The 26,202-nt window shown below is 70.3% G+C and carries 24 protein-coding genes; 10 read left to right on the forward strand and 14 right to left on the reverse strand.

All coding sequences use genetic code 11. From position 1 onward, the window contains the following. Positions 1-129 precede the first annotated feature (129 nt). From fahA to ABD191_RS25280, 4 genes are all read right to left on the reverse strand, one after another. The gene (fahA, locus tag ABD191_RS25265) at positions 130-1,311 is read right to left on the reverse strand and encodes a fumarylacetoacetase (RefSeq protein ID WP_344087139.1); all 1,182 of its coding nucleotides are present in this window, start codon (positions 1,309-1,311) and stop codon (positions 130-132) included. A 19-nt stretch (positions 1,312-1,330) separates the two neighbouring features. Beyond that, positions 1,331-1,816, reverse strand: coding sequence for a hypothetical protein (locus tag ABD191_RS25270; protein WP_344087142.1), 486 nt, complete (start codon positions 1,814-1,816; stop codon positions 1,331-1,333). 228 nt (positions 1,817-2,044) lie between these two features. Next, on the reverse strand, positions 2,045-2,938 hold the full coding sequence (locus tag ABD191_RS25275) for a TIGR03619 family F420-dependent LLM class oxidoreductase (protein ID WP_344087145.1): 894 nt from the start codon (positions 2,936-2,938) through the stop codon (positions 2,045-2,047). Positions 2,939-3,042: 104 nt separating this feature from the next. Then, positions 3,043-4,212: an SGNH/GDSL hydrolase family protein gene (locus ABD191_RS25280; RefSeq protein ID WP_344087148.1), complete on the reverse strand. Its 1,170-nt coding sequence runs from the start codon at positions 4,210-4,212 to the stop codon at positions 3,043-3,045. Between the two features lie 343 nt (positions 4,213-4,555). Here ABD191_RS25280 and ABD191_RS25285 point away from each other — a divergent pair, with 343 nt between their 5' ends. Beyond that, positions 4,556-4,897, forward strand: coding sequence for a DUF1232 domain-containing protein (locus ABD191_RS25285; protein WP_344087151.1), 342 nt, complete (start codon positions 4,556-4,558; stop codon positions 4,895-4,897). 27 nt (positions 4,898-4,924) lie between these two features. Beyond that, a complete protein-coding gene (locus ABD191_RS25290; RefSeq protein WP_344087155.1) occupies positions 4,925-6,037 on the forward strand; it encodes a calcium:cation antiporter in 1,113 nt (370 codons plus the stop codon). Here ABD191_RS25290 and ABD191_RS25295 read toward each other — a convergent pair. Continuing rightward, complete coding sequence (locus tag ABD191_RS25295; protein ID WP_344087158.1) at positions 6,020-7,093, reverse strand: LacI family DNA-binding transcriptional regulator; 1,074 nt, start codon at positions 7,091-7,093, stop codon at positions 6,020-6,022. The genes ABD191_RS25290 and ABD191_RS25295 overlap by 18 nt on opposite strands. Before the next feature lie 172 nt (positions 7,094-7,265). Here ABD191_RS25295 and ABD191_RS25300 point away from each other — a divergent pair, with 172 nt between their 5' ends. The 3 genes from ABD191_RS25300 (at position 7,266) to ABD191_RS25310 (ending at position 10,625) form a co-directional block, all read left to right on the forward strand. Next, entirely contained in the window at positions 7,266-7,622 is a 357-nt protein-coding gene (locus ABD191_RS25300) for an ArsR/SmtB family transcription factor (protein WP_344087161.1), read from the forward strand. Beyond that, entirely contained in the window at positions 7,619-9,268 is a 1,650-nt protein-coding gene (locus tag ABD191_RS25305) for a SulP family inorganic anion transporter (protein ID WP_344087164.1), read from the forward strand. The genes ABD191_RS25300 and ABD191_RS25305 overlap by 4 nt, the downstream gene beginning before the upstream one ends. 124 nt (positions 9,269-9,392) lie before the next feature. After that, complete coding sequence (locus ABD191_RS25310; protein WP_344087167.1) at positions 9,393-10,625, forward strand: amidohydrolase; 1,233 nt, start codon at positions 9,393-9,395, stop codon at positions 10,623-10,625. 13 nt (positions 10,626-10,638) lie between these two features. Here the strand turns inward: ABD191_RS25310 and ABD191_RS25315 are convergent, their stop codons facing one another. Next, positions 10,639-11,304 (reverse strand): response regulator, encoded by a 666-nt coding sequence (locus tag ABD191_RS25315; RefSeq protein WP_344087170.1) that lies wholly within the window; start codon positions 11,302-11,304, stop codon positions 10,639-10,641. After that, positions 11,301-12,509, reverse strand: coding sequence for a sensor histidine kinase (locus ABD191_RS25320; protein ID WP_344087173.1), 1,209 nt, complete (start codon positions 12,507-12,509; stop codon positions 11,301-11,303). The genes ABD191_RS25315 and ABD191_RS25320 overlap by 4 nt, the downstream gene beginning before the upstream one ends. Before the next feature lie 192 nt (positions 12,510-12,701). Between ABD191_RS25320 and ABD191_RS25325 the strand changes: the two genes are divergently transcribed. Further along, on the forward strand, positions 12,702-13,271 hold the full coding sequence (locus ABD191_RS25325) for a hypothetical protein (RefSeq protein WP_344087176.1): 570 nt from the start codon (positions 12,702-12,704) through the stop codon (positions 13,269-13,271). 81 nt (positions 13,272-13,352) lie between these two features. Here ABD191_RS25325 and ABD191_RS25330 read toward each other — a convergent pair whose 3' ends face one another. Next, complete coding sequence (locus tag ABD191_RS25330) at positions 13,353-14,234, reverse strand: helix-turn-helix transcriptional regulator (RefSeq protein WP_344087179.1); 882 nt, start codon at positions 14,232-14,234, stop codon at positions 13,353-13,355. A 130-nt stretch (positions 14,235-14,364) separates the two neighbouring features. Between ABD191_RS25330 and ABD191_RS25335 the strand changes: the two genes are divergently transcribed. Further along, positions 14,365-15,270, forward strand: a complete 906-nt coding sequence (locus ABD191_RS25335) for an oxidoreductase (RefSeq protein ID WP_344087183.1) — start codon at positions 14,365-14,367, stop codon at positions 15,268-15,270. Between the two features lie 115 nt (positions 15,271-15,385). Next, the gene (locus ABD191_RS25340; protein ID WP_344087186.1) at positions 15,386-16,219 is read left to right on the forward strand and encodes a MerR family transcriptional regulator; all 834 of its coding nucleotides are present in this window, start codon (positions 15,386-15,388) and stop codon (positions 16,217-16,219) included. A 34-nt stretch (positions 16,220-16,253) separates the two neighbouring features. Here ABD191_RS25340 and ABD191_RS25345 read toward each other — a convergent pair whose 3' ends face one another. From ABD191_RS25345 to ABD191_RS25365, 5 genes are read right to left on the reverse strand one after another with little or no spacing between them, the layout of a single operon-like run. After that, the gene (locus ABD191_RS25345; protein WP_344087189.1) at positions 16,254-16,919 is read right to left on the reverse strand and encodes a hypothetical protein; all 666 of its coding nucleotides are present in this window, start codon (positions 16,917-16,919) and stop codon (positions 16,254-16,256) included. Continuing rightward, positions 16,916-17,695 (reverse strand): hypothetical protein, encoded by a 780-nt coding sequence (locus ABD191_RS25350; RefSeq protein ID WP_344087192.1) that lies wholly within the window; start codon positions 17,693-17,695, stop codon positions 16,916-16,918. The genes ABD191_RS25345 and ABD191_RS25350 overlap by 4 nt, the downstream gene beginning before the upstream one ends. A 32-nt stretch (positions 17,696-17,727) precedes the next feature. Further along, complete coding sequence (locus ABD191_RS25355; protein ID WP_344087195.1) at positions 17,728-18,591, reverse strand: ABC transporter ATP-binding protein; 864 nt, start codon at positions 18,589-18,591, stop codon at positions 17,728-17,730. Next, complete coding sequence (locus tag ABD191_RS25360; RefSeq protein ID WP_344087198.1) at positions 18,591-19,415, reverse strand: cupin domain-containing protein; 825 nt, start codon at positions 19,413-19,415, stop codon at positions 18,591-18,593. Before ABD191_RS25360 ends, ABD191_RS25355 begins: the two co-directional genes overlap by 1 nt. Then, a complete protein-coding gene (locus ABD191_RS25365; RefSeq protein ID WP_344087201.1) occupies positions 19,412-19,936 on the reverse strand; it encodes an RNA polymerase sigma factor in 525 nt (174 codons plus the stop codon). Before ABD191_RS25365 ends, ABD191_RS25360 begins: the two co-directional genes overlap by 4 nt. Positions 19,937-20,809: 873 nt before the next feature. Here ABD191_RS25365 and ABD191_RS25370 point away from each other — a divergent pair. Continuing rightward, the gene (locus ABD191_RS25370) at positions 20,810-22,960 is read left to right on the forward strand and encodes a hypothetical protein (RefSeq protein ID WP_344087204.1); all 2,151 of its coding nucleotides are present in this window, start codon (positions 20,810-20,812) and stop codon (positions 22,958-22,960) included. Positions 22,961-23,075: 115 nt separating this feature from the next. Here the strand turns inward: ABD191_RS25370 and ABD191_RS25375 are convergent, their stop codons facing one another. Then, the gene (locus ABD191_RS25375; RefSeq protein WP_344087207.1) at positions 23,076-23,897 is read right to left on the reverse strand and encodes a hypothetical protein; all 822 of its coding nucleotides are present in this window, start codon (positions 23,895-23,897) and stop codon (positions 23,076-23,078) included. A 1,569-nt stretch (positions 23,898-25,466) separates the two neighbouring features. On the opposite strand from ABD191_RS25375, the gene ABD191_RS25380 reads away from it, so the two are divergent. After that, positions 25,467-26,202: IS5 family transposase (locus tag ABD191_RS25380; RefSeq protein WP_344087222.1), on the forward strand; the 736-nt coding region annotated here is incomplete at its 3' end.

Consider the following 26,202-nt stretch of genomic DNA (forward strand, 5'->3'; position numbering starts at 1 on the left):
TACTCCTGCCGGGGTGGATGCGGAGCGGAGAAACACCCGACTGTAGGGCTTCGCGCGCCTGCGCGCCGTCCCGGATGGGCGCGCACGACCCCATCTCCAGCCGTTCGGCCAGATGGTCGACCCGATCGATCAGGTTCGCGCGGGCGCCACGGTCCCTCGTACCTCGCCGAGGCCGACACGCCCACCGTCCGGCCCGGGGGCGGTGGCGGTGATGACGACCTCGTCGCCGTCCGCCAGGAACGTCCGCCGTTCGCCGCCCGGCAGCGTCAACGGGTCCCGGCCGTTCCAGCTGAGTTCCAGCAGCGAGCCCCACTGGTCGCGGTCGGGGCCGCTGACCGTACCGGAGGCGAACAGGTCCCCGGTGCGCAGGCTCGCGCCGTTGACCGTCAGGTGGGCCAACTGCTGGGCCGGGGTCCAGTACATGACCCCGAACGGCGGTCGGGTGATGACGTGGCCCGCCAGCGTGACCGTCAGCGCGATGTCGAGCCCGGCGCGCGCGTCATCGGACAGATACGGCAGCACGGGCATGTCGCGCGCGGGCGGCGCGACGCGGGCGTGGTCCAGCGCGGCCAGCGGCAGCACCCACGCCGATATGGACGTGGCGAACGACTTGCCGAGGAACGGCCCGAGTGGCGCGGTCTCCCACCGCTGGATGTCGCGGGCCGACCAGTCGTTGACGAGCACGACGCCGAAGACGTGCGCGTCGAAGTCGGCGACGGCCACCCGCTCCCCCGGCGCGGTCGGCACGCCGACGACAAAGCCCACCTCGGCCTCGAAGTCGAGCCGCCGCGTGGGCCCGAAGACCGGGTCGGGGTCGCGGAACTGCCCGACCGGGCGGGTGACCGGCGTGCCCGAGACGACCACCGTGCCGGCCCGTCCGTGGTAGCCCAGGGGCAGGTGCTTCCAGTTGGGCGGCAGCGCCGGGCCGTCCGGCCGGAAGATCCGCCCGGCGTTGACCGCGTGCTGCTCGGCGGCGTAGAAGTCGACATAGTCGGCGACCTCGACGGGCAGGTGCAGGTCGACATCGCGCAACGGCGTGAACAGCGCCGGGTCGGGGTCGGCCACGAGCCAATCGCGCAGGTCGGCGCGTACGGCCGCCCACACGTCGGGTCCGGCCGCCATGAGCGGGTTCAGCACCGGGCCGGCCAGCAGGTCCGCGTAGGACCACCGCAGCCGGCGGGCCACCGCGCACGCGTCCAGCACGTACCCGCCGTAGCGGACGCCGACGCGACGCGGCCCGCCGCCTACCGAGAAGATCCCGTACGGCAGCGCCGTGATGCCGAACGGGTGGTCGGGCGCGAGGTCGAACACGCACCCAGGCTAGGCGCTGTCAGTCGTCGTTGCGCCCACCGAGGCGCCGGCGGCGGCGGCGCGCCTTCTCCCACAGCTCCAGCGGCACGAACACCAACGTCATGAGGATGACGGCCACGAACGCCCAGGTGGCGACGATGCCGGGGCCGATGTGCCCGACGCCCAGGTTCGCCGTCCACGCCGGGTCGAGGCCGAGCGGCGGGAAGCCCTCCCAGAACAGCACCCACAGCAGCGGGATGAGACCCATGGCCACGCCGTACGCGGTGAAGTGGCCCGCCTTGGAGAAGACGATCCCGATGAGGACGGCGACGATGAGGTACACCAGGATGGCCGTGCGCTGCGCCCCGTCGTCCGGGATGCGGTCCACCACGAAGTTCCAGGCGCCGGAGACGGCGTCGAACACCGCGGTGTGGAAGGCCGCGACCAGCACCAGGATCGCGACCGTCACCACCGAGATGAGTACGCCGCGAAACACCAGCTTGCTGCCGTCTTCTCGCCTGGCCATGACGCTCCTTGAGGGGTGAGTTCTGCGCACATAGTGACACCCGCGCGCCCGCGCCGCGACGGCCAACCAGCCAGGAACCGCCCTGGTACGTATAGGTACCAGCGCGGTTCACTGCTAGGGAGGCGACAGTGGGGGGCCCACACGAAACAGCTGGGGCCTATGGACGTCCTGATGAAACGCATCGTCCCTGAACGTGCGTAGCCGGCCCAGCGTCCTACGCAGACGGCGCTAGGGCGCGAGGGCGGTGAGGAGTCCCTCGGCGCGGGCGGTGGCCTCGTCCGGGTCGGCGTCGGGGCTGCCCACCAGCGGGTCCCAGTTGAGGTCGAGGAAGACCTCCGTGACGCCCTGCTCGGCGAGCCAGGCGAGGTCGGCGCGGATGTCGTCCACCGATCCCGACAGGCGTGGACCCCGCTCCCCCGGCCGGACGACGCCGCGGCACACGATCCGTACGCCTGACGGGTCCTTGCCGGCCTCGACAGCGCCGCGCTTCACCTCGGCGACGTCCGCGGCGATCGCGGAGAGGTCCTGGGCGCTGCGGCTGATCCAGCCGTCGCCGATGCGCCCGGCGCGGCGCAGCGCGGCGGGCACGGAGCCGCCGAACAGCAGCGGCGGGCCGGGGCGCTGCACCGGCTTGGGCTCCATCCGGGCGGCCGGGACCGTGTAGAACTCGCCGTCGTGCGACGCCACGCCGGCGGCCCACAGGGCGCGCAGCACGGCGGCGTACTCCTCGACGCGGGGGCCGCGGCGCGCCATGGACGCGCCCGTGGCCGCGAACTCGGCCGGCGACCAGCCGGTGCCCAGCCCGAGGTCGAGGCGACCGCCCGACAGCACGTCCAGGGTCGCCGCCTGCTTGGCGAGGACCGTCGGCGACACGAAGGGGGCGTTGACGATCGCGACGCCGAGGCGGGCCCGCGTCGTGTGCGCGGCGGCGAACGCCAGCGCGATCAGCGGGTCGAGCACGGACCGGTAGACGGGCAGGACCTGCTCATTCTCCGGGACCAGGAGCCGCTGGAACGTCCACAGTGACCCGTAGCCGAGCTCTTCCGCGCGCGCGGCGAAGCGGGCCACGTTCGCCGGGGTCGCCCAGGCGCCCGCGACGGGCAGTCCGAAACCGATCACCACGCCCTCACCCTAGCCCTGCCGGGTGCACGACGTGGATGGCGCCGCGCGTCACAGCGAGGCGTCCATGGGGTCGGCCAACCCCATGGACGCCGGTCTCTGATGATCTAGGCGAAGGCCCCGGCGGGCACCGCGGCGGCGATCGCCCCGTACCCGGCCGGGTTGATGTGCAGGTGGTCGCCCTCGTCGTAGGCGGGGAGCAACCGGCGCGGGTCGGCGGGGTCCCGGACCGCCGCGTCGAAGTCGAAGACGGCCTCGAACGTGCCGCCCTCCCGGATCCACCGGTTGACCGCCTGCCGGGCGCCCTCGCGGTGCCCGCCCGGGTCGTCGTACCCGCCGCCGCCCCCGAAGGGGGTGATCGTCGCGCCGTACACACGGATGCCGCGGGCGCGGGCCCGCTCGACGATCTGCTCGTAGGCGGCGACGAGATCGGCGACGACCTGCTTCTGCGCCGCCTCGGTGGCCGCCGCCGTGCCGATGTCGTTGACGCCCTCGAAGACCACCAGCCGGCGCACACCGCTCTGCGCGAGGATGTCGCGGTCCAGGCGGGCCAGCGCGCTCGGCCCCAGGCCGTCGTTGAGCACCCGGTTGCCGCCGCCCGCCTGATTGATCATCGCGACGCCGCCCGGCAGGCGATCGAGCAGCTGGTCGGGCCAGCGGTCGTTGCCGTTCGTGGTCGACCCCCGGCCGTCGGTCAGCGAGTCGCCGAGCAGGGCCACCACCTCGGTCGCGGCCGGCGCCCACACCTCGACCCCGCCGAGGAAGTACCAGTGGTCGACCCGCGCGGCGCCCGCCAGGTCCGCGTCGGCGACGCGATTTCCCGCGAGTACGTGCGACGTGGTGCGCGAGCCGGGGTGGGAGGTGACCGCGCCGGCCGGCTGGCCCTGGGCGAGGTACGCCGTGACGGCGAGGGCCGACCGGGGCGCCAGGTCGATGTCGAGCGGGTCGGACAGCACCGGGGCGCCGGCCGCCACGACCACGGAGGGCCGCCCGTGGAAGGTGACCGTCCGCGCGGTCTCGGGCTCGATGGCGCCCACCCCGACCGCGCCGCCCGCCGGCAGAGCCACCGTGACGGCGGCGATCGGGAGCGGGCAGTCACCGAACGCGTTCGTCAACCGCAGCCGGATGCGGCCACCGCCGAGCGACACGCGGAAGGTCTGCCGCAGGGTGGCGTCGGCGAAGGCGACCCCGTCGGCGACGTACGGATGCGGCGGCAGGTCGGCCGGCTCGGTCAGCATCGGCATCGCGGCCCACGTGGCCACCCAATGACCCACCACGACGCCCCCCTCCGCGCATCGATCCGGGGCTGGGCGGGCCGCGAGCCCGCGCGACCCACCCTCTTCCCGAGGTACGAGTGTTTCTCAGATGTTGACGTGGACGTGGAGCGCGCCACTGGAATCGACAGTTGCGGATATATGCCCTTGATTCGAACGCGTTCCGTGATGTTAGCGACTGATTTCCGCTGCTATCAATGCCTCGAAATAACGTTCGCCCACCACGGAACTTCCGACATGGGTACGGCACTGCGGCCTGCCACCTCCAACCGACCCCTCGAAAGTTTCGGCGTGTTCGGCCAGGATGGCGTTCGGGTATGACTGGTGGGGACGAAGGGAGCGACCGATGTCACGGGAAGCGTGGATCGTCGTTGGCGTGATCGCGGCGGTCGTCGCGGTGGTGACGCTCGTGTGGGCCGTTCGTCTGCTGGTCCGGCTGTTCGCCATGCGCCGCACCCTGCAATCCATGGGCGCCAAGGGGAACCTGGTGTTCTGGGGCGCGCTGATCTACACCATCTTCCCCATCGACGTGCTGCCCGACCCGATCTACCTCGACGACGTGACCGTCCTGGGTGGGGCCCTGTGGTTCCTGTCGAACCTGCTGCGCCGCCGCGCGAGCCTCAAGGACGCTCCGGCGCACGCCCAGCGGGTCGTCGAACTCGGCGCGAAACAGCGCCAACGCCGCTAATCGGGCTTTTTGCCTGAGAATGACCGCATGACGAACTTCGCGTCGCCGTTGCGGGCACTCACCCAATGGACCGTCCTGGTGCCCGTACTCGCGGTCGTGGTCCTCGCCCTCACCTGGGGACGCCACCTCGCCGGGCCGGCCGTCATCCTGGTCTCCGTGCTGCTCGCCGGCGCGGTGCTCGCGGCCGTCCACCACGCCGAGGTGGTCGCGCACCGGGTCGGCGAGCCGTTCGGCTCGCTGGTGCTCGCCGTCGCCGTCACCGTGATCGAGGTCGGGCTCATCGTCACACTCATGGCGACCGGCGGCGCGAAGGCGGCCACGCTCGCCCGGGACACCGTCTTCGCCGCCGTCATGATCACATGCAACGGCATTCTGGGCCTTTCCCTGCTCATCGCGGCGTTGCGCCGGCGCGTGGCCGAGTTCCACGCCGAGGGCTCGGGCGGCGCGCTGGCCACCGTGGCGACCCTGTCGACGTTGAGCCTCGTGCTGCCGAAGTTCACCACCAGCGAGCCGGGGCCGGAGTTCTCGCCGTTCCAGCTCACCTTCGCGGCGATCGCCTCGCTCCTGCTCTACGGCGTCTTCGTCCTCACCCAGACCGTGCGGCACCGCGACTACTTCCTCCCCGTCACGGACGCGCTTCCCGCGTCAACGACGGACACCGAATCCCACGCCGTCCCGCCGTCGACCCGGGCCGCCTCGTTCAGCCTGCTGCTGCTCTTCGTCGCGCTCGTCGCGGTCGTCGGCGACGCCAAGACGGTCTCCCCCACCATCGAGCAGGTCGTCGCCCGGCTCGGCCTGCCGGTGAGCGCCGTCGGCGTCGTCATCGCGCTGCTGGTCCTGCTGCCCGAGACGATCGCCGCCGTCCGGGCGGCGCGCCGGGACCGCGTCCAGACCAGCATCAACCTCGCCATCGGGTCCGCCATCGCCAGCATCGGCCTCACCATCCCGGCCATCGCGATCGCGTCCATCTGGCTGGGCGGACCGCTGCACCTCGGCCTCGGGCCGGCGCAGATAAGCCTGCTCGCGCTCACGTTCGTCGTCGGTACCCTCACGGTCGTGCCCGGCCGGGCCACGCTGCTGCAGGGCGGCGTGCACCTGGTCGTCTTCTCGGCGTTCCTCGTCCTAGCCGTCAGCCCCTGACGGGGGCGGCGCGGTGCTCTCCCGGACGGTCAGCGTCGTGGCGAACTCCATGCGGCGCTGCGCCGGCTGCTCACCGCGGCCGAGGGCGAGCGCCAACTCCGTGGCCGCCACGGCCATCTCCATCAGTGGCTGACGGACCGTCGTGAGCGGCGGGTCGACCCACGAGACGACCGGCAGATCGTCGAAGCCGACGACGCTGAGATCCTCGGGGATGCGCAACCCCGCCTCGCGGGCCGCCTTGTAGACGCCGAGGGCCTGCACATCCGTGGCCGTGAAGATCGCCGTCGGGCGGCGCGGGCGGGCCAGCAGCTCGCGACCCGCACCGTACCCCTGCTCGTGGTTGAGGTCGACGAGGAGGACGAGCGCCGGGTCGACCGGGATGCCCGCGGAGTCCATCGCGGAGCGGTAGCCGTCCAGCCGGGCGCGGCAGCACAGCACGCTGTCCGGGCCGCCGATCATCGCGATCCGGTGGTGTCCGAGCTGGATGAGGTGGCGGGCCGCGGACCGACCACCCAGCCAGTTGGTCGCCCCCACGTACGGGGCGTCGTCGGGCAGGTCGGCGGCGAGGTCGAACACCACGAACGGGATGTTGCGCGCCACGAGCTGGTCGCGCTGCGTCTGCGACAGCTGGGCCACGGACACCACACACCGGGGTCGACGGGCCAGGGCGTCCTCGACCCAGCCGCGGGCCTCCGTCGGCCGCTGGTCGAAGTCCGACAGCACCACACCGACGTGGTGGTCGCGGGCGGTCCGCTCGACACCCCGGATGATCTCCAGGCCCCACATGCTCTCCAGCTCGCCCATGACGAGCTCCATGATGTCCGAGCGGGTCGTCGGCTCCGGACGCTGATAACCGTGCTCGTTGATGAGGGCCTCGACCCGGGCGCGCGTCTCGGCGCCCACGCCCGACCGCCCGTTGATCACTTTGGACACGGTGGGGATCGACACGCCGGCCCGTTCCGCGATGAACGCGATCGTCACCGTCCGGTACGGGTCGCCGGGCCGGTTCTCGGATCGCCCGTGCCGCCCGTCGGACCCGGTACGAGGAACCGGCACGCCTTCCTCCCATCGATCCCGCTCAACACGCTGGTGCGCAAAGAATAGCGGCGACGGGCCGTTCGGGCGGCCCACTCAGCGGACGGGTGGGCGGCGTACGGGCGTGTGACCCACGGCATAGCGGCCGACCCCGCCCACACATAGCGACTTGCAGAAATCTTCAATTGCACACATGCAGGTTCCGTTGTATCAGGCGAAGGCGGAGTTCTTCCGCATGCTGGGCCACCCGGTGCGCATCCGCGTCCTCGAACTGCTCGGCGAAGGGCCGCGGCAGGTACGCGACCTGCTCGACGACATCGGCGTCGAAGCGTCCAACCTGTCGCAGCAGCTGGCCGTGCTGCGCCGGGCCGGCATCGTGATCTCGACGCGGGAGGGCACCGCCGTGGTCTACAGCCTGGCGGGCCCGGACGTGGCCGACCTCATGCGCGCCGCGCGCCGCATCCTCACCGAAATGATCGCCAGCCAGGCGGAACTGCTCGACGTCCTGCGCGAAACCGAAGCCGGCGCCGCGTCGCCGACCGCCGCGTGAGGACGCGGGTCCTCTCCGGCGCCCGACGGCGCGTCGGAGCGGTCCTGCCGCGCTGGCGCGACCTCGCCGCGATGCGCGAGCAGCCTCGCGCGAACCTGGTCGCCGGGGTGACCGTCGCGGTCGTCGCCCTGCCCCTCGCGCTCGGCTTCGGCGTCTCGTCCGGCCTGGGCGCCGGCGCCGGGCTGGCCACCGCGATCGTCGCCGGCTGCCTGGCCGCGATCTTCGGCGGCTCCAACCTTCAGGTCACCGGCCCGACCGGGGCCATGACCGCCGTGCTCGTACCCATCACGGCCAGCTACGGCGCCTCCGGGGTGCTCACCGTGGGCCTGCTCGCCGGGGTGCTTCTCGTCGTCCTCGCGCTGACGCGCGCCGGCCGCTACGCGCGCTACGTGCCGGCGCCCCTCGTCGAGGGGTTCACCCTCGGCATCGCGGCCGTCATCTTCCTCCAGCAGGTTCCCGGCGCGCTCGGGGTGGTCGGGCACGGCGACAAGGTGGTGACAATCGCCGCCGACGCGGTACGCGGGTTCGCGGGTACCCCGCACTGGCCGGCTCTGGCGGTCGCCGCGGGAGTGGGCGTGCTCGTGCTGGTCGGCCTGGCCCGCCGCCCTAAGATCCCGTTCTCGTTGCTGGCCGTCGTGGCCGCGACCGCCACGGCGGAACTCTTCGACCTCCCGCTCGCCCGGATCGGCGCGCTGCCGGCGACCCTGCCGGCCCCCTCGCTCGCGTTCCTGGACCCGGCGCAGGTACCAGCACTGGTCACGGCCGCGGTCGCGGTCGCCGCGCTCGCGGCGCTGGAGTCGCTGCTGTGCGCCACGGTCGCCGACTCCATGCGCGCCGCCGCCGACCCGCACCGGGCCGCGCAGCGGCACGACCCGGACCGTGAACTGTTCGGCCAGGGCCTTGCCAACATCGCCGCCCCGCTCTTCGGCGGCGTACCCGCGACCGCCGCGATCGCCCGCACGGCCGTCTCGGTCAAGGCGGGGGCGTCCACCCGGCTCGCCGCGCTCAGCCACGCCGCCGTGCTGGCCGCCATGATGCTGGCCCTCGCGCCCCTGGTCGCGCTCGTGCCGATCGCCGCGCTGGCGGGCGTCCTGTTCGCCACCGCGATCCGCATGGTCCACCTCGCGACGCTCGTGGCCAACGCACGCGCCAGCCGGTCCGACGCCGTGATCATGACGATGACCGCCGTCGCGACCGTGGCGCTCGACCTCGTCACGGCCGTACTCGTCGGTCTCGGCGTCGCGGTGGTCCTGGCGCTTCGCAAGGTCATCAAAGCGGTCCACATCGAACGCCTCAGCGAGGAGCACCTCCACGACGTGCTGGTGCTGCGCCCGGTCGGCCCGCTGTTCTGGGCCGCCGCGCACACGCTGGAGCACCAGCTCGCCGCCGTACGGGACGTGCGCTGCGTACTCATCCGCATGTCCCGGGTCAGCGTCATCGACGCGTCCGGCGCCCAGGTGCTCCGCGACGCGATCACGGACCTGCAGCGGCGCGGCATCGTCGTCTACCTGTCCGGGCTGCACCTGGCCCATCACAAGCCGTTGGCGGCGTTCGGGATCCTCGACGACCTCGACGGCCGGGTGTTCAGCGACGCGCTCATGGCGCTCCAGGCCGCCGCCCAGCACCCGCCGCGGCACACCGCGTAGCGGCCTCCGGGTGCCCGGGCCACGGGGAATCCGCGGTTCGTGCCCGCCGATCGGGGATCGAACCTAGCATTATGGGAAAGAACTCCCGGCGTTCATCGTCTGCGGGGCAACCATGAACACATCAGTGGCCGAGAGGACCGACGACCTGATCGCGGTCTACAAGGACCTGCATTCGCATCCCGAGCTGTCCCAACACGAAACCCGTACGGCCGCGATCGTCGCCGAGAAGCTGAGAGCGACCGGGTTCGACGTGACCACGGACATCGGCGGCCACGGGCTGGCCGGGGTGCTCCATCGCGGGCAGGGGCCGACCGTGCTGCTGCGCGCCGACATGGACGCGCTGCCGGTCGCCGAGCAGACGGGCCTGGACTACGCCAGCACGGTCACGACCACCGACCAGAACGGTCAGGAAGTGCCGGTGATGCACGCCTGCGGCCACGACATGCACGTCACCTGCATGCTGGGCGCCGCGCGGGTGCTGGCCGGCGACACCGACGGCTGGCGCGGCACCCTGATCCTGGTCTTCCAGCCCGCCGAGGAACTCGGCACAGGCGCCCAGGCGATGATCGACGACGGGCTCTACAAACGGGTGGGCACCCCCGACATCGTTCTGGGACAGCACGTCTCGCCGCTGCCGGCCGGGATGATCGGCCTGCGCGCCGGCACCTCGTACGCGGCCTCCGACGGGCTGCGGGTGGTCATGCACGGAAAGGGATCACACGGCTCCCGACCGGAAGCCTCGATCGACCCCGTGGTCATGGCTGCCGCCACGGTGATGCGGTTGCAGACCGTGGTCTCCCGGGAGATCGCCGGTACGGACACCGCCGTGCTCACCATCGGCGCGATGCACTCCGGCACCAAGGAGAACATCATCCCCGACCGCGCCGAGCTGCTGATGAACGTCCGTACCCTCGACCCGGCCGTACGCGACCGGGTGCTGGCGGACATCCAGCGGATCGTCGACGGCGAGGCCACCACCTCGGGCGCCCCGCAACCACCGGAGATCACCGAGATCGAGTCGTTCCCGCCGGTCATCAACGACCCCGACGCGGTGGCCCGGCTGCGGACCGCGTTCGCGAAGGAGTTCGGCGCCGCGAACATCATCGACCCCGGCAGCGGAACCGGCAGCGAGGACGTGGGCCGGCTCGCGACCGCGGCCAACGCCGCCTGCGCCTACTGGCTCCTCGGCGGCGCCGACCCGGCCCCGTTCAAGGGCGCCACCGACATGGGCGACATCATGAAGGTCCTCAAGGACGTGCCGTCCAACCACTCACCGAAGTACGCCCCGGTCATCGAACCGACCCTGGACATCGGCATCGCCGCCCTGGTGCGCGCCGCCCGGACCTTCGCCAACTGACCAACCTGACGGCTCAGTCCGCTTCACCCGGCACGATGAGCCCGTGCTCGTACGCGTACACGACCGCCTGTACCCGGTCGCGCAGGTCGAGCTTGGCCAGCACCCGGCTGACGTGGGTTTTCACGGTGGCGTCGGACAGGTGCAGGCGCCCGGCGAGTTCCTGGTTGCTCAGGCCACGGGCGACCAGCCGCAGCACCTCCAGCTCGCGTTCGGTGAGCCGGTCGGCGGCCGCCCGCGCCGCCGCCGTCGGCGAGGGCGGCACCCGCAGGAACCGGGTGATCAGCCGCTTCGTGACCGCCGGCGCCAACAGCGACTCCCCGGACGCGACCGTCCGGACGGCCTCGGCCAGCTGACCCGGCGGCGCGTCCTTGAGCAGGAACCCGCCGGCGCCCGCGCGCAGCGCCTCGTAGACGTACTCGTCCAGGTCGAAGGTGGTGAGCACGAGGACCCGGGGCGCATCAGGCGCCGCGCGGATGCGCCGGGTGGCCTCGATGCCGTCCATCTTCGGCATCCGGATGTCCATCACGACCACGTCCGGTCGTAACGCACCGGCGCGCTGCACCGCCTCGGCGCCATCGGCGACCTCACCGACGATCGTGATGTCGGGCTGGGCGCCCAGCATCCCGGCCAGCCCGGAGCGGATCAACGCGTGATCGTCGGCGACCAAAACGTTGATCATTGGGGCTCCCTCGGAAGTCGCGCGTGCACGGCGAAGCCGTCGCCGTCCGGGCCGGCGGTGACCGTCCCGCCGTAGAGCCGCACCCGCTCACGCATGCCCACCAGCCCGCGCCCGCTGCCCGCGGTCCGCGCCCCAGCGCGGTCGCCGTCCGGACCGGCGGCGTTACGGATCTCCAGCTCGATCCAGCGGTCACCGTAGCCGATCCGCACGCTGGTCTCGACGGCTCCGGCGTGCCGGCGCACGTTGGTCAGCGCCTCCTGCACGATCCGGTAGCCGGCCAGATCGACCCCGGCCGACACGGTACCCCGCTCACCGTCGATCACCAGCCGTACCGGCAGGCCGGCGGCGGACACCTCGTCCACCAGGTCGGCGACCCGCTCCAGGGTCGGCTGCGGCGCCAGCGCCACGGCGGCGGCCGGCCCGCCCTCGCGTTGCACGTCCAGCACGTGGCGCATCTCGGTCAACGCCTCGCGGGCCGTACGCCGGGCCGCGGCGATGTGGGCGCGGGCGCTGTCCGGGTCCAGGCCGATCAGCTCCTCGGCGGCGCCCGCCTGGACCGCCACGATCGACAGCGAGTGCGCGACGACATCGTGCAGCTCCCGGGCGATCCGCGCGCGTTCGGCCACCACGGCCTCCTGCGCCAGGCGGACGGATTCCCACCGCGCTGCCGCGGCCTCATCGGCCAGGCGCGCGGAGTCGGCGCGCGCCGCGGCCGCCTGAGCGGCGCGCAAGCGGACCAGCCAGCCGCCCGCCCAGGCGCCGGCCACGAAGAAGCCGAGGATGAACATCTGCCCGATGCTCGTCGGGCTCTCGTGGTAGCCGAGCGGGAACAGCGACAGCATCGCGAGCACCGGCGCGATCCCGGCCGCCACGGCCACCGCCCGGCTGCGGGCGTGCAATGCCGCTGAAAAGGTCGCCACGAGCAGACTGGGAAAGGGGAACGTGCTGTCCTCCCGCCCGGGGATCAACCAGATGCGGACCATCAGCACACCGATGAGGACCGCCATCACGGCGACCGGGGCGCGCCGGCGCAGGACCAACGGCAGCGTCACGCAGACCGCGAACAACACCCGCTGCCACAGCAGCCCCGGCCCGGACGCGGTGAACGCCTCGATCACGGCCCACGTGAGCAGCGGGGCGGTGATCAGGACATCGACGCGCGTCGGGCGGCGCGGCGCCCTCGCGATCGTCTCCAGCGCATCCACCAGCCGACCCTAGCCAGCCCGGGGGCGCACCGGCGTCATCCTCCGGTCGCATGATGATCAGTCGAGCGATGGAGAAAACAAGCGCCCGCCGTGGGGTACGGACCGGTCCGCGGACCGACGTTCGGGGACCCCGCCCGCTCATACGGTGATCTCGTTGGCCGGCACGGTGCCGGCCCGGAAGGAGCGACCACCATGAGCAGCACCACGACGACCGCCCCGACCGCCGCTGAGACCCGCGTGGGCGGCAAGGGCGCCGGCTACGCCGCCATCGCCGGAGGCATTGCCTCCGCCGCCGCCGGGGCCATGCAGGCGGTGCGAACCGACGACGGCAATCCGATAGTCGGCGCCTCGGAGCACGCGATCCTCACCCTCATCGCCGCGGCGCTGGTTCTGTGGATGCCCGGCTACCTGGCGCTGGGCAGGGCGTCGGGCCGGCTCGGCCGAATCGGCGCGATCACCACGGTGGTCGGCACCGGCCTGCTGGCCTTCGGCATGACCTCGACGAACCTGAACGATCAGGACTTCTCGTGGTTCCCGGCCGTCGCCGCGCCCGCCAACCTGGCCTGGTTGGTCGGCTCCGTGCTGCTGGCCGTGGCCACGTTCCGCACCGGGGCGCTGCCGCGCACGCTGGCGCTCAGCCTTCCGCTGATCTGGCTGACCTCGATCATCCTGTCGCAGCTCGGCGGCAACCTGCTCGCCGGCGCCGGCTGGGCCGTGATCGGCTGGGTCCTCACCGTCAACGCCCGGCAGGGTGGGCGCTGACGACCGGGTCCCCTCGGTTGGCACCGTCGTCGGCACGTCCGACGGCGGTGCCAGCCCGTATGCGTCGACCTCGGCGGCCGGCTATTCCCAGGGGGTGTGCCTGCTGGCGAGCGCGGAGCGGGTCGCGTGCAACGACGCCAGGATCCGCAGCCGGTCCGCGTCGGCGCTGCCCGGTTCGGCGGTGAAGACAAGCATGATCGGGCCGGGACTTCCCGGCAGCGGATACGTGTCCCAGTCCAGGATGATGTCGCCGACCTCGGGAACCCGGAAGGTCTTGGTGCCGCTGACCGATTCACGTACGTCGTGCCGGGCCCACAGCCGCCGGAACTCGGCGCTGCGGATGCTCAGCTCACCGACGATCGCGGTGGCGCGGGGATGGGTCGGGTCGGTGGCGACGGCGGCGCGCATCATGCCGATGTAGTCGAGAGCCTGGTTCTCCCAGCCCGGGCAGCTGCGCTCGCCGGTCAGCGTGTCGTCGAACATCAGCAGGAGCATGTTGAGCCGGTCGGGCGGATACGCGTCCGGGTCGCCGAGCAGCGCCTGCGCCATCGGGTTCCAGTCGAGCAGGTCCAGGTGCCGGCCGAGCACGACCGCCGGGGTGTCCATCACCCGCAGCAGCCGCCGCGTGCTGTCCGGCACCAGCTCCGGACCGTGGTCCAGTCGGGCGGGCACCGGCCGGCGGGCGGCGTGGGCCAGAGTGAACAGGTGCCGGCGTTCCTCGTCGTCAAGACCGAGCGCGTCGGCGAGCGCGTCCAGCACACCGTCGGACGGGCGTACCTCCCGGCCCTGCTCCATCCGCTGGTAGTAGTCCGTGCTCAGCCCGGCGAGCAGGGCCAGCTCCTCGCGCCGCAGCCCGGTGACCCTGCGCCGGCCGCCCGGCTCCAGGCCGACGTCACGGGGACGCAGGCGACCCCGCCGGGCGCGCAGAAAATCACCGAGCTCACGAGCGTACGGGTGGGTCATGCCGCAAGTGTGCCGCCTCGCTGGACACCCAAGGTAGGTCCCGCAGACCCAGGTAACCGAGGACGACCGAACCAGCCCGCCCCGCTCCTAGCGTGATCGGTCTACCGCACCGACACACCAGGAGCAGCAGATGACCGGATGGACCACCGACCGCATCCCCGACCAGCGCGGCCGCACCGCCGTCGTGACCGGCGCGAACTCGGGCCTCGGCCTAGTCACCGCCACCGAACTGGCCCGCCACGGCGCCCACGTCGTCCTCGCCGTCCGCGACACCGCCGCCGGTACGGACGCCGCCCGCCGCATCGGCGGCGACGTCGAGGTGCGCGAGCTGGACCTGGCCTCCCTCGCCTCCGTACGGGCCTTCGTGGCGAAGCTGGCCGCCGACCACCCGGCGATCGACCTGCTGGTCAACAACGCCGGCATGGTGCTGCTCGGCCCGCGCCGGACGTCCAGCGACGGCTTCGAGCTGCAGCTGGGCACCAACATGCTCGGCCACTTCGCGCTGACCGGCCTGCTGCTCGACAACCTGGCCGCGGCGCGGGAAGCCCGCGTGGTCAGTCTCAGCTCGATCACCCACAAGAACGCGCACCTCGATTTCGACGACCTGATGTTCGAACGCGACTACCGGGCCGCTGCCGCCTATGGCCGTTCCAAGCTCGCCACGACGGTCTTCGGCGTCGAACTGGCCCGCCGCCTGCACGCCGCCGGATCGCCGATCGTCAGCACGCTGGCCCACCCCGGTCTCACCCGTACCAACCTGACTCCGCGCGCCTGGAGTCATCGTGGCCGGCTCGGGCAGGCGATCGCGTGGGCCGGCCTGCTGGCCACCCAGCCGGTGGAGCAGGGCGCGTTGCCACAGTTGCGCGCCGCCACCGAGCCCGGGGTGCGCAGCGGCCAGTTCTTCGGGCCGTCCGGACTCTGGGAGACCCGGGGTCGGGTCACCGAGGCCCGGCTCAGCCGGGAGGCCGCCGACCCGGCCGTCGGCAAGCGGCTCTGGGCGGCGGCCGAGAAACTGACCGGCGTCAGCTACCTATGACCCGACCGTGCCGGATGCGCAACCCGCACCCGGCCGGGTGGCCCTGAGCGGACGCCCGCACGTTGCTCGGATGCGGTGTTGACCCTGACACCGTGTCAGGCCCCAGGATGGGGCGGTGTTCAGCATCGGGGATTTCGCCGCACTCGGCCGCGTGTCGGTGCGCATGCTGCGCCACTACGACACGATCGGCCTGTTGCGGCCCGCCGCGACGGATCCGGCCACCGGGTACCGCCACTACCGCGCCGACCAGCTGCGCCGGCTCAACCGGATCATCGCGCTGAAGGACCTCGGACTCACGCTCGCACAGGTCGCCGACATCCTCGACGACAAGGTCACCGTCGAGAAGCTGCACGGCATGCTCCGGCTGCGGCGCGCACAACTGGAAGAGCAGCTCAGCGCCGATGCCGCCCGGCTGGCCGGCGTTGCGGCGCGGCTACGCATGATTGAGCAGGAGGGGCACATGAGCACCGAGGACGTCGTGTTGAAGCGCATCCCGCGAGCGCGCGTCGCCGAGCTTTCGGCGGTGGCCGCCAGCTACGAGCCGCCGGACATCGGGCCGGTGATCGGGCCGCTGTACCAGGAGATGTGGCGACGGCTGAACCAGACCGGCGTGACGGTGACCGGTTCGCCGATCGCCTACTACCTGCCGGAACCGGGCGTCGATGGCCAGGAGGTACGGGTGCACGCGGCCGTCGAGGTGGCCGCCGACACGCCTGCCGGCGACGGCACCATCGACGTCCTCGACCTGCCCGGGATCGAGTCCGCCGCCACGCTCGTCCACCGGGGACCGATGGACGAGGCGGTGCGCAGCATGCAGATCCTGGCCCGGTGGATCGACGACAACGGCTACACGCCGGTCGGGTACGCCCGCGAGGTCTGCCTCGAGTTCGACCCGCAGAACCCGGCGAACTGGGTACACGAGTTCCAGTTGGAGGTCGTCCGCACCTGACGGTCGCGGCAGGCCGCCGACGTGGCGTGCCGAGCTACCGCCGCGCCGATGCGGCCTTGACCGACGGCAGGGCGCGGCGGGCCGGGTCGCGGAGCGCGACGGCCGTGACCAGCAGGCACAGGGCCAACACGGCGGCCCACCGGGTGTGGGCGAGCGTCCAGTCCTGCGGGCGCAGGCTGAGCAGGATGAGCCGCTGGCCGACGACGAACGCGACCATGGCGCCGGCGGCGACGACGGCCCCGGCGATCAGCCCCGGCTCCGGTATCCCGACCCGGGCGGCGATCGCCGCCGCCGCCAGCGCCAGCGCGACCATCGTGACGAACTCCAGGGTGAGCCCGCCGACAGGCAGCTCGGGGACCCGGGCGCGCACCACGAACAGGATCGCCGCCCACAAGGGACCGAACAGCGCGGCCAGCAGAAGCACCCGCAGGCCGACCCGGTGGACCAGCGGCATGGGCACCGACGCGGTCAGTGACGCGGCCGCGTCGTCGAGCAGGAAGCCCGCCCCGAGTGCCAGCAGCACGGCCACCAGACGGACCGTCCACACCGCCGGGCGGAACTGCGGCGGCTCGGCCCGCCAGCCCGTCGAAACAGCGAGCGCCACCACCGTCACGACCACGAGGCCCGCGACGGGCTGCCAGCGAACCACCCGCAACAGCGCCGGCACGTGCGTACGCAGCTGGAGCATGGGGGACGTCACGGCAGCTGGGCCCATCCGGTCGCGACCACGGCCACGCCGCACAGCAGACCCACGCCCACCCACCTGCCGCGCCAGCGTGGTTCGCGGGCGAGCGCGCCGGCCCCTGCGAGCAGGCACAGCGCCAGCAGGTAGGCGGCGTGCCAGTTGGCCGACCCGTCGATGAAGCCCCAGCCGCCCGGGGAGTCCGGCTCCGGCCCCCACCGGGCGAACTCGACGTAGAAGCCCAACCACATCGCGTCGCCGCGCAGCCGGAGATTGAACGCGAAGAGCACGACCATCGCCAGCAACGGCGCGCCGGGCCACGGCGCCCACCGGGACACCATGACGCCCAGCAGGCCCGCGCCGAGCACGCAGAGCGGACCGGCGAGAAGCTCGGCCGGCAGCGGGAAACGCTCCACCTCGACCGGAGCGAGCGCGTAGTAGGCCGCCGCCATGGCCTGGGCGACGCAGGCGACCAGGAACGGCGCGACGGCGGCGAGCAGCGACGCGGCCGTGCGGCGCTGGCGCTCATCGGGCAGGGCGGCAAGCAGTTCGTCACCGCCGGCGCGTCGGTGCGCGGTGGCGACCAGGTGCGCCGCGAAGAACGTGGGCACCCCCCAGACGATGGCGACCGTGTTCGTAATCCAGCTGTACGCCTCCCGCTGGCTGCCGCCGAGGTCGGCGAAGAAGGTGAACACGTACAGCGCGGCCCCGAGCAGGTGCAGGGGGTGGCGCAGCAGTAGGTTCGCCTCCGCCAGGGCCAACGGCCACAGCACGGGCATCGTTCGCCCCACCACGGGCGGACGGTGGCTACGCACGTCCAACTCCGTCATGCCGCGCTCCGGGTACTCGTGGCTTCGGTGTCCCCGGTGAGGAGCAGGTACGCGTCCTCGATGCTCGGTTCGGCCAGCTCGGCGTCCGGCGGGGGTGTGCCGATGTTGCGGTAGCGCCCGTCCCCGGTCCGCCAGGACAGCGTGGCGCCGGGCGAGCGTCGATCGGAGTGCCAGATCCGGCCCTCGGCGAGGCCGGTGAGGTCCTCGGGGGTGCCGTCGAAGAGCGTCCGGCCGCCCACCAGCGCGACCACCCGGTGGCAGAGGGCGGCGACGTCCTCGGTCTGGTGGGTGGAGAGCAGCACGGCGCAGTCCTCACCCACGCGCGAGATGAGGTCGCGGAACCGCATCCGTTGCTCCGGGTCCAACCCGGCGGTCGGCTCGTCCAGAATCACCACGTCGGGATTGCCCAGCAGGGCCTGGGCGAGCCCGGTGCGGCGCCTCATCCCACCCGAGAGCCGGCTGATCTTCTTTGATCGCTCCCGGTCGAGCCCGACCAGTTCGATGACCCGGCGTACCTCGTCGTGGCGGGCACGGCGGTCGGTCATCTCCTTGAGGATCGCGATGTAGTCGACGAACTCGAAGACGGTGAGCGACCGGTGAAAGCCCGGCTCCTGCGGCAGGTAGCCCAGCCGCCGGCGCACCTCCAGGCGACCGCTCGGGGTCGCCGGGTCCCGCCCGCCGAGGCGCACGCGGCCGCCGTCGGGTGCCAGCACCGTGGCGAGGATGCGCAGCAGCGTCGTCTTGCCGGCGCCGTTGGGGCCGAGCAGTCCCGTGACCCCGGGGCCAGCGGCGAACGTGACCCCGTCGAGCACCGTGCGGCCACGGTACCGCTTGGTAAGCCCTTCAACGGAGATGTGCATCAGATCCTCCCGAGGCGGTCGCGCCGACGCACCAGTACGGCCGCTGAGCCGAGCGCGAGAACAAGAAAGCAGAGCTGGCCTATCGGGCCGAGGGCGGTCAGGCGGTCGCCTTCGACCGTGGTCACCACGACGACGAGCCAACCGGCGGCCACGACGGCAGCCGAGGTGACCGAGTCGAACCACCCGCTCAACGCCAGCGTGAGCAGGGTCAGCCCGAGCGCCGGCAGGAGCCACACCGCGACCGAGAGGCCGCGCGACGGCGTCAGCGATCCCGCCGCCAGCGCAAGAACGGACGTACTGACGATCACCGCGGCCGCGCGAAGCAGTAACACCCGAAACGCGGAGTACGGCGCGGCGAGCCCGATCTCGTACGTGGGATCCGTACGGGCACCGAAAGCGACCGCGACCGACAGCACCGGAGTGATCGGGGCGAGGCTGAGGAAGAAGAGCATGCCGTTGGCGTCGGCACGGGCAGCGACCACCGCGAAGGCCAACGCGGCCGCCGTCGCGCCCAACCAGGGCAGGCGCAACGACGACGTCGCCGCCACAATCCTGGCCTCCGCCGCCGGCACGCCGAGCAGCCGCAGCAACCGTTCGACGACCGACAGCCGTGGCGCGTCGACCCGATCGACGATGCCGGCCCACACCTGGTCCAGCCGCGGCGCCAGGCTCGGCGCCGCGCCTTCCGCGATCGAGTCCCGGCACGTCGCGCATCGCAGGAGGTGCGCCTCAACCGACGCCGCCTGCGCCATGTCGAGCGTCGCGGTCGCGTACCCATCGAGGGTCGCCCGGTCCACGTGCCATCCGGCGCTATCGGTGCTCATGCCAGCTCCTCCCTGAGTACGGCGCGGGCGCGCATCATGCGGGTCTTGACGGTGCCGGCCGGAATGCCGAGCAGCTTCGCGGCCTCGCGCGTCGTGAGGCCGTCGAGGATCGTCGCCTGCACCACCGAGCGCAGCTCCGGAGAAAGGCGGGCGAGGGCGCCCCCGAGATCGCCATACTCGACCCCCAGCAGGACCCGGTCCTCGGCCGAGGCGACGACCTCAAGCGTCTCGGTCAGCTCCTGGGTCTGCGGGGCCCGCTTCCGGAGGTGGTCGAGGAGACGACGAATACCGATTCCCCAGATCCACGCGGCGACCTCGCCCCGACCGTCCCAGCCGGTCGGCTTGCGCCAGATCGCCAGGAACGTGTCCTGGATCACCTCGTCGACGAGTGCCGCGTCGGCACATCGGCGACCCAGTCGGAGCATCAGCCACGGCGAGTGCCGCCGGTAGAGCACCTCAAGTGCCGTCCGGTCGTCAGCGGCCATCGCCGCCAGCAGCTCACCGTCCGTGCGCTGCGTCACCCACACCACCTCATCGCGCTTGCCACATCCACCTGTCGCCGGACGGCAACGGATCGGTTCAAGATCATGACATGTGGGCGGCGCGGGCCGCGTACACCGTGGCCAGGGCACGTGGGCTCGTGGACTGCGTGACCTCGGGAGTTGTCGATAGTGCGCCAGCGCTTCAGTGGACCGGAGGCCCAGGCGTACCCGTCCTGCGCCGGGCGGCAGGCAAAGCCGAGACAGCACCGGTGACGCCGGTTAACAGCGGGCACGAAAACGGCCCCTCAGATCATCTCTGAGGGGCCGTTATTCCTAGTAGCGGGGCTAGGATTTGAACCTAGGACCTCTGGGTTATGAGCCCTTCGGATCTTGATCCCGGCTGCGCTTAAGTTCGCATTTTCCCAGCTCAGCCCACATCTCCGGGGCCGCGCCATGTCACCTAATGCTACCTCTTGATGGGTCGTTTGCCCTCGCCCTGCCCTCATCGGCCATAGAGGCAAGCCACTATTCGGCCCATGCCCAATCTCCGCTCGCAACCAGGGCGAGCCCGACACGGCGTAGACGGAGCCTGCCATCGAGGGGGTCTCGGTAGGGCGGAGCCGCTAGGGTTCGGATCTGTTCAGCGCAGATGGCCAGCGACGCCGAGCGCCTGTCTCGGCGAGCAGATAAGGCAGGTTAATCTTGGACGGCCTTCTTGACGGGGAGTTGCTCCAGGGCGTCCACGAGGTAAGGACACTGTTGCGACCGGCCCGTTACGCGCGCCCGGTTCCCGTGGGCGACCCAGGCCGGCTCCATGATGTGATCGGTATGCTCTGCCAAGTATGGGGCGGGGCGGGCCACCCGCTTCTGCCGGTCGCTGACGGGTCAATCCCCGGTTCGTATGCGGATCTCTTGCCAATCGCGCAGATCGACGAAGTCGACGATTCGCTCACGATTGACAACCTCCCGTCGGGGGTTGGACAGCTGCGTTCTTGGGACTCGATGGCGTTGCTTCTGGCGAACACCGGACGCAGGGCTGAGCTACGCGGAACGCGGGTCGCTGCACTGAAGGCTACGGATCCGTGGCGTGGCATCTACGCGGCCGTCCTGGGATATCTGCCCGAGAAGCCGGACCCGTTACTCCTTGATCAGGCAATGGCCCGCAACGACCTCACGTTCGAGGAGATCATCCCACTGGAACGCGGCAGCGTTGCGGGGTCACTGGAAGATCTAATCTCTCGGCTCAACTCCCGCGACTGTTTCCATCCCCGTCAGTTCAGCAACATTTACCTCGCTTACGGGCAGAGCCCGGACACGGGTTTCATCAATACATCCGACATCCTTCCCGCGCCGCGGAAAATCCGCCGGGCAGCGGGTCCGAACATCGTCGTGATTGTCGCACCCGGCTCGGTCGAAGACATCGTCCTGCTGTGGAACCTAAGAGTCGTGCACGGCGACACAGACGTCCTGCCGATTGGTCTGCCTGCTCAGCAGGCCGACGCGGCGGCCATAAAGACGATCAACGAATGGACAGTGAAGTTTGGAATCAGCGGAGGTTCGCTGTACCTGACGACCGTCTCAGCCAGCCACGACTTGCTCCATGAACTATCGAGCGCCTGCCCGAGAGCGCAGGCAGTGCCTTATGAAGCGCTACTCGATCTTGGATTTGCTCCCGGCAGGCCACGAAGCCATGTGAGCAGTTTTCGTGATGGCTTCGCTCGGCTGGATCCCTTCTCGGAACGTGACCGCGAAATCCTGGCGCCCACGCTTCAGGCGTTCCGAGGACCCAAAATGATCTTAGACATTGAAGTTGATGGCTATCCGCTGCCGCGTGTTTCGACGATGCGGGGAGGAATAGTCGGGCCTCGGTTTCGGGCCGGTGCCGCCCAAGTCAATGTGGCGGGCCTGAGAGACACGAGTCGCAACAAAACGTTGGAGGTGGGGTTTCCCTCGACCTGGACCAGCCTGGCCGCGTCGGCCAGGGCGAGAGGTTTGCGAGTCGAAGCGTCAGAGCCGGGAATCGCGGCCACGACTCTCATCGAGGCGATCGGTGGGATCTATGAAATCCGCTATCTTCTCCACCCTCCGCTGATCAAGCTGCTCTACGAGCTCGCCGAGCGCAGCGGCATGACCTGGTGGAAGCAGCGGTGGACCCACACGCACAAGATCCTCATCGACGCCGGCACCGACCCGGCCGTGCTTGATCGCGCAGTAACCGTGCTGGGCCGGGACGATCCAGCGGTGGCCCCGGCCGGCGAAGGCAGGGCCTTGAAGTTCAGCCGATTTCTGCAGGTGCTTGGAAACAAGGTCGCCGCCCAGCGGTGGATGGCGTGGGCCGAGTCACGGCACCTGATCGTGCGCGGAACCGACATCACGTGTCCGTCATGCCGAGCGAAGTCCTGGCTGCCGATGGCATCTCTCACACCCCCTGTGGGATGCAGCGGATGTGGCCGAGGCATCGACCAGCCGTACGAGTCCGACCGGCTGGAGTTCTCCTACCGCATCGGCGAACCCCTACGCCGGGTGTTGGAGACCGACAGCCTCGGACACCTCTTCGCGCTACGCTGGCTGACCGTCCTGTTCGAGTTCCCGCGGGGCCGCCTCATAGGAGCACACCCAGGGGTCAATTTCGTCGCCTCTGACGGCAAAACGGTGGGCGAGGCCGACGTACTCCTCCTCTTCCCCGACGGAAGCATGGTGCCAGTCGAGGTCAAACGCCGCCACGCCGGTATCGACGCAAACGCGATGGAACTGCTCGACAAGCTGTCCGACGCACTCGGATCGCCCTACGACATCATCGCTGTTACCGAGCCCGCACGCGTCTGCGACGGTCTCAACGGGTTCAGCGCCTGCCTACCCAGCCGGCCCCGCCTCGCGCTAACGGATGACCAGCTCATGAACCCGCGGCCCATCTGGGCGCTCACAAGCAATCCCTTCGCGTGGAATCCCATCACTGAGCAGCAAGAACAGCAGGTGCGGGACGCCTTCATATCCGATCTCACACGTTCGGATCCGGGAGCACGCTTGGACGTCATCGGCAGCGAGATCCTCAACGAACAGTAGGCCGCTGCCCTTCGTCGGGCGACGGCTCATTGAGCGCCCCGATACGGAGGACTGGGAGGCGACATGTCATGTTCGCCCTGGGCGGGCCACCCAGGGGCGACCCGCCCAGCAGTTGTCAACGGAAGAACGACCGTACAGGTAGGTGGCAGTTTCCGGTGTCATTGAGGTGTCGCCGCTTGGTCTGCAGGACCTCGTCGAACCTGATCCGTCCGTCCAGGACCAGATAGATGTCATCTCCGTCGAGGGTTATGAAGGGGCAGCCGCTGGCGTGTGGAACTTCGAGAAAGCCCTGCGTGAAGCCGCTGACGCTCACGAAGAGACCCAGAGTGTTGCGACCCTTGCGGTGGATCTTCGCCGCGAAAACGTCGGCCTGTTCGCGTTCAATGCGGGGTTTGCACCACTTGGCTTCCAGCAGGTAGTCGTCGGTGTTGAAGGTGAACGAGCCGTCGATCTGCTCGTGGGGCAGGCTGTAGGCGATCCGCGGCTGCATGTCGTGCAGTTCGAACAGCCGGTAGAGGACAGTCTCGAACCGGCGGCCACGGCCCTGAGGATCGCCGCTCGCGTCGAGCCTTACGAAGTCCGACTTGATCTGCCCGAGCGCCTCGTCATAGCTGCGTTGTGCCGCAAGACGCGCCTGGTCGGCGCGCTGTCGCGCCTGAGCACGCTCCTGCCCGTCGAGGTCGGCACGGTACTGCCTGGTGATAGCTCGCAACGCGTCGATCGCCTTACGAGCACGGGTGATCAGCTGATCGGCGTCCACTTGGCTGGAGAGGTTGGGGAAGACCGTCATCTCGGAGAGCTCGACCATCAATCCCAGCGTCGTCTGGTGGTACCTCGCATCGGTGGCAAGCAGCTGTACAACCGTCCCGGCCACGGAGCGCTTGACCTGGCTGAAGTCCAGACGCGCCAGCAGTTCTGGGTGTTCGTGCAAGGCCATGCGCACGTATCGCTCGAAAGGCGCCTTGTTCCAGCAGATGGCGGCCAACGCTTCCGCGAGGGCTTCGTAGGCCTGAGCATTGATCCTTTTGGCAATGAGCCCCGAAGTCGTGGTGACCGCCGTCCCCTCGGCGCGCTCGACAATGCGATGCCAGGAGGGCTGACCGACAACTCAGCCAACGCGATCACGGCGGGTCGACTACCTCGCACGGTCGTCGCCTCGGAGGTACAGAACTTTCGAGCCTTGGGGTGGCGTGCGGCCACAGGTAACTCCTTCAAGGGTCACCCAGCTGGCCGACATCAGAGGGTGGCGGTGTCACCCGTGAAACACCTGACCAGCATTTCTGCTGGTAGCAGGCCCGAACGGGTTGCGCGTGCGCAACCCGTCGTGCAATAGTTGCCGCTGTCCGATGAGTGCAGCGAACACTCGTCAGACTTCCTGATATCGGCGCAGCCGGTATCTCTTTCCGGGCCGGGCGGGACGTGAGTCCCTACCCGGCCCGGCTGCTTTGGTGCTACTGCTGAGGGACCGTACCACCGAGCCAGCCTTTCGGTCTCGGTCAGCAGTTCGAATCGACGTGTCGCCCCATCCGTCCGATAGGGACGTTTGCGCCGAAACGTCGAATGTTCGCTGCCGCACGGTTGGTGACATTCTTCCATGACCATCGGGCATGTGCAACACGCTCAGTAGTCGACGCCGCTATCTCACCGACCATGAACGCCAGAGCAGCCCAGGCAGCTCCGCACGAGATGTTCCTGGTGGTTCCCATACTTGCAAGCAAATCCGCCTACTGTAGACCTACGCTCCGGTAACTTCGCGGATGTTCGCAGGCACGGCAGGCCGACCATTACCCTCATCTTGATTACGCTGCGTAGTGGGCAGAGGAACGTGTTCCGCGTTTCCTGCAACCCGTTCACCGCTATGCACGAAGAAGACGGCCATATCGGTCATGCTTACCCATAGGAATCCCCTACGCGGCGTGACTTCTCGACGTCTACACTTGCTCGAAACGCCTCCCGGACAACCCCGTCACGGGACCCATGCGCGAACGCGTGTGGAGCGCCCTGCGTGTTTCGCGACAGGGTCCACATAGCACTAACCGCCAGCTGAAACTACGACAGCGACCGGGATGAGACTCACGGCGAGTCCACGGTGGAGTAGCAGACACACCATCAGGATGCGCAGACCAGGTGCTGCCCGACCGACCAGCCGCCTAGCGGTATCCAGTTCCGGGCCGGCGTGAGGCTACTCAGCCGACGCAATCTCATCGTTTCGCGGCCTCCGAGGTGGGCGTTCCTCATTGAGCTGCCCGCTCTGTCGTGCTTGCTCCTGGCCTTCCGCACCGGCCGCGCCCGCGGGGAGGGACGGACCCATGATCCCGCCGCGCCGGTGGGTGTCAAGTCCCTCCGGGCCGCTGCGCTTCTTGACATCCACCGGTGCGCAGCGGGCCTTTTGGGCCGTCCCTCCTCAGAGGACGTTTTGCGAGGTTTTCGTAGTTCGTCTTCGCTCGATGTTGTGAGGTTCTGGTCCCGCTGATGTCCGCTCGTGCCGGTTGCCGTTGGGTTGGTCGTGGATGGACGTAAGCCGTATCCCAGCGACGTGACCGATGCCCAGTGGGCGGTGGTCGGCCCGTTCCTTCAGGCGTGGAAGGCCCGGCATCCGTCGGTGTCGGGGCATCAGGGCCGTTATGAGTTGCGGGAGATCCTGAACTCGATCTTTTACCAGAACCGGACCGGGTGTCAGTGGGCGTACCTGCCGCATGACCTTCCGCCGAAGTCGGCGACGTACTACTACTTCGCCCTGTGGCGTGATGACGGCACCGACCAGGCCATCCACGATCTGTTGCGCTGCCAGGCGCGGGAGAAGGCCGGTCGGGCGGAGGACCCGACGGCGGTCGTGTTGGACACCCAGTCGATCCGCGCCGCGAACCATGTTCCGGCCGCCACGACCGGTAAAGACGCGGGCAAGAAGGTGCCGGGCCGTAAGCGGGGTCTGGCCGTCGACGCACTCGGACTCATCATCGCGGTGGTGGTGACGGCCGCGTCGGTGACCGACAACACGATCGGGATCAAGCTGCTCGACAAGGTCGTTGAGCACACTCCGACGGTGACCAAGGCGTGGGTCGATGCCGGGTTCAAGCACGACGTCGCGATCCACGGCGCCGTGCACAACATCGACGTCGAAGTCGTCAAACGCTGCGACATCACGCCGGGGTTCGTGCCGGTCGCGAAGCGGTGGGTGGTCGAGCAGGTGCGCCGTGAGGCGCTGATTGATCGTGTGGAGGTGAGAGACCGCCACCGCCGTC

The sequence above is a fragment of the Luedemannella helvata genome (genome assembly GCF_039528415.1).
In the GTDB taxonomy this organism is placed as follows: domain Bacteria; phylum Actinomycetota; class Actinomycetes; order Mycobacteriales; family Micromonosporaceae; genus Luedemannella; species Luedemannella helvata.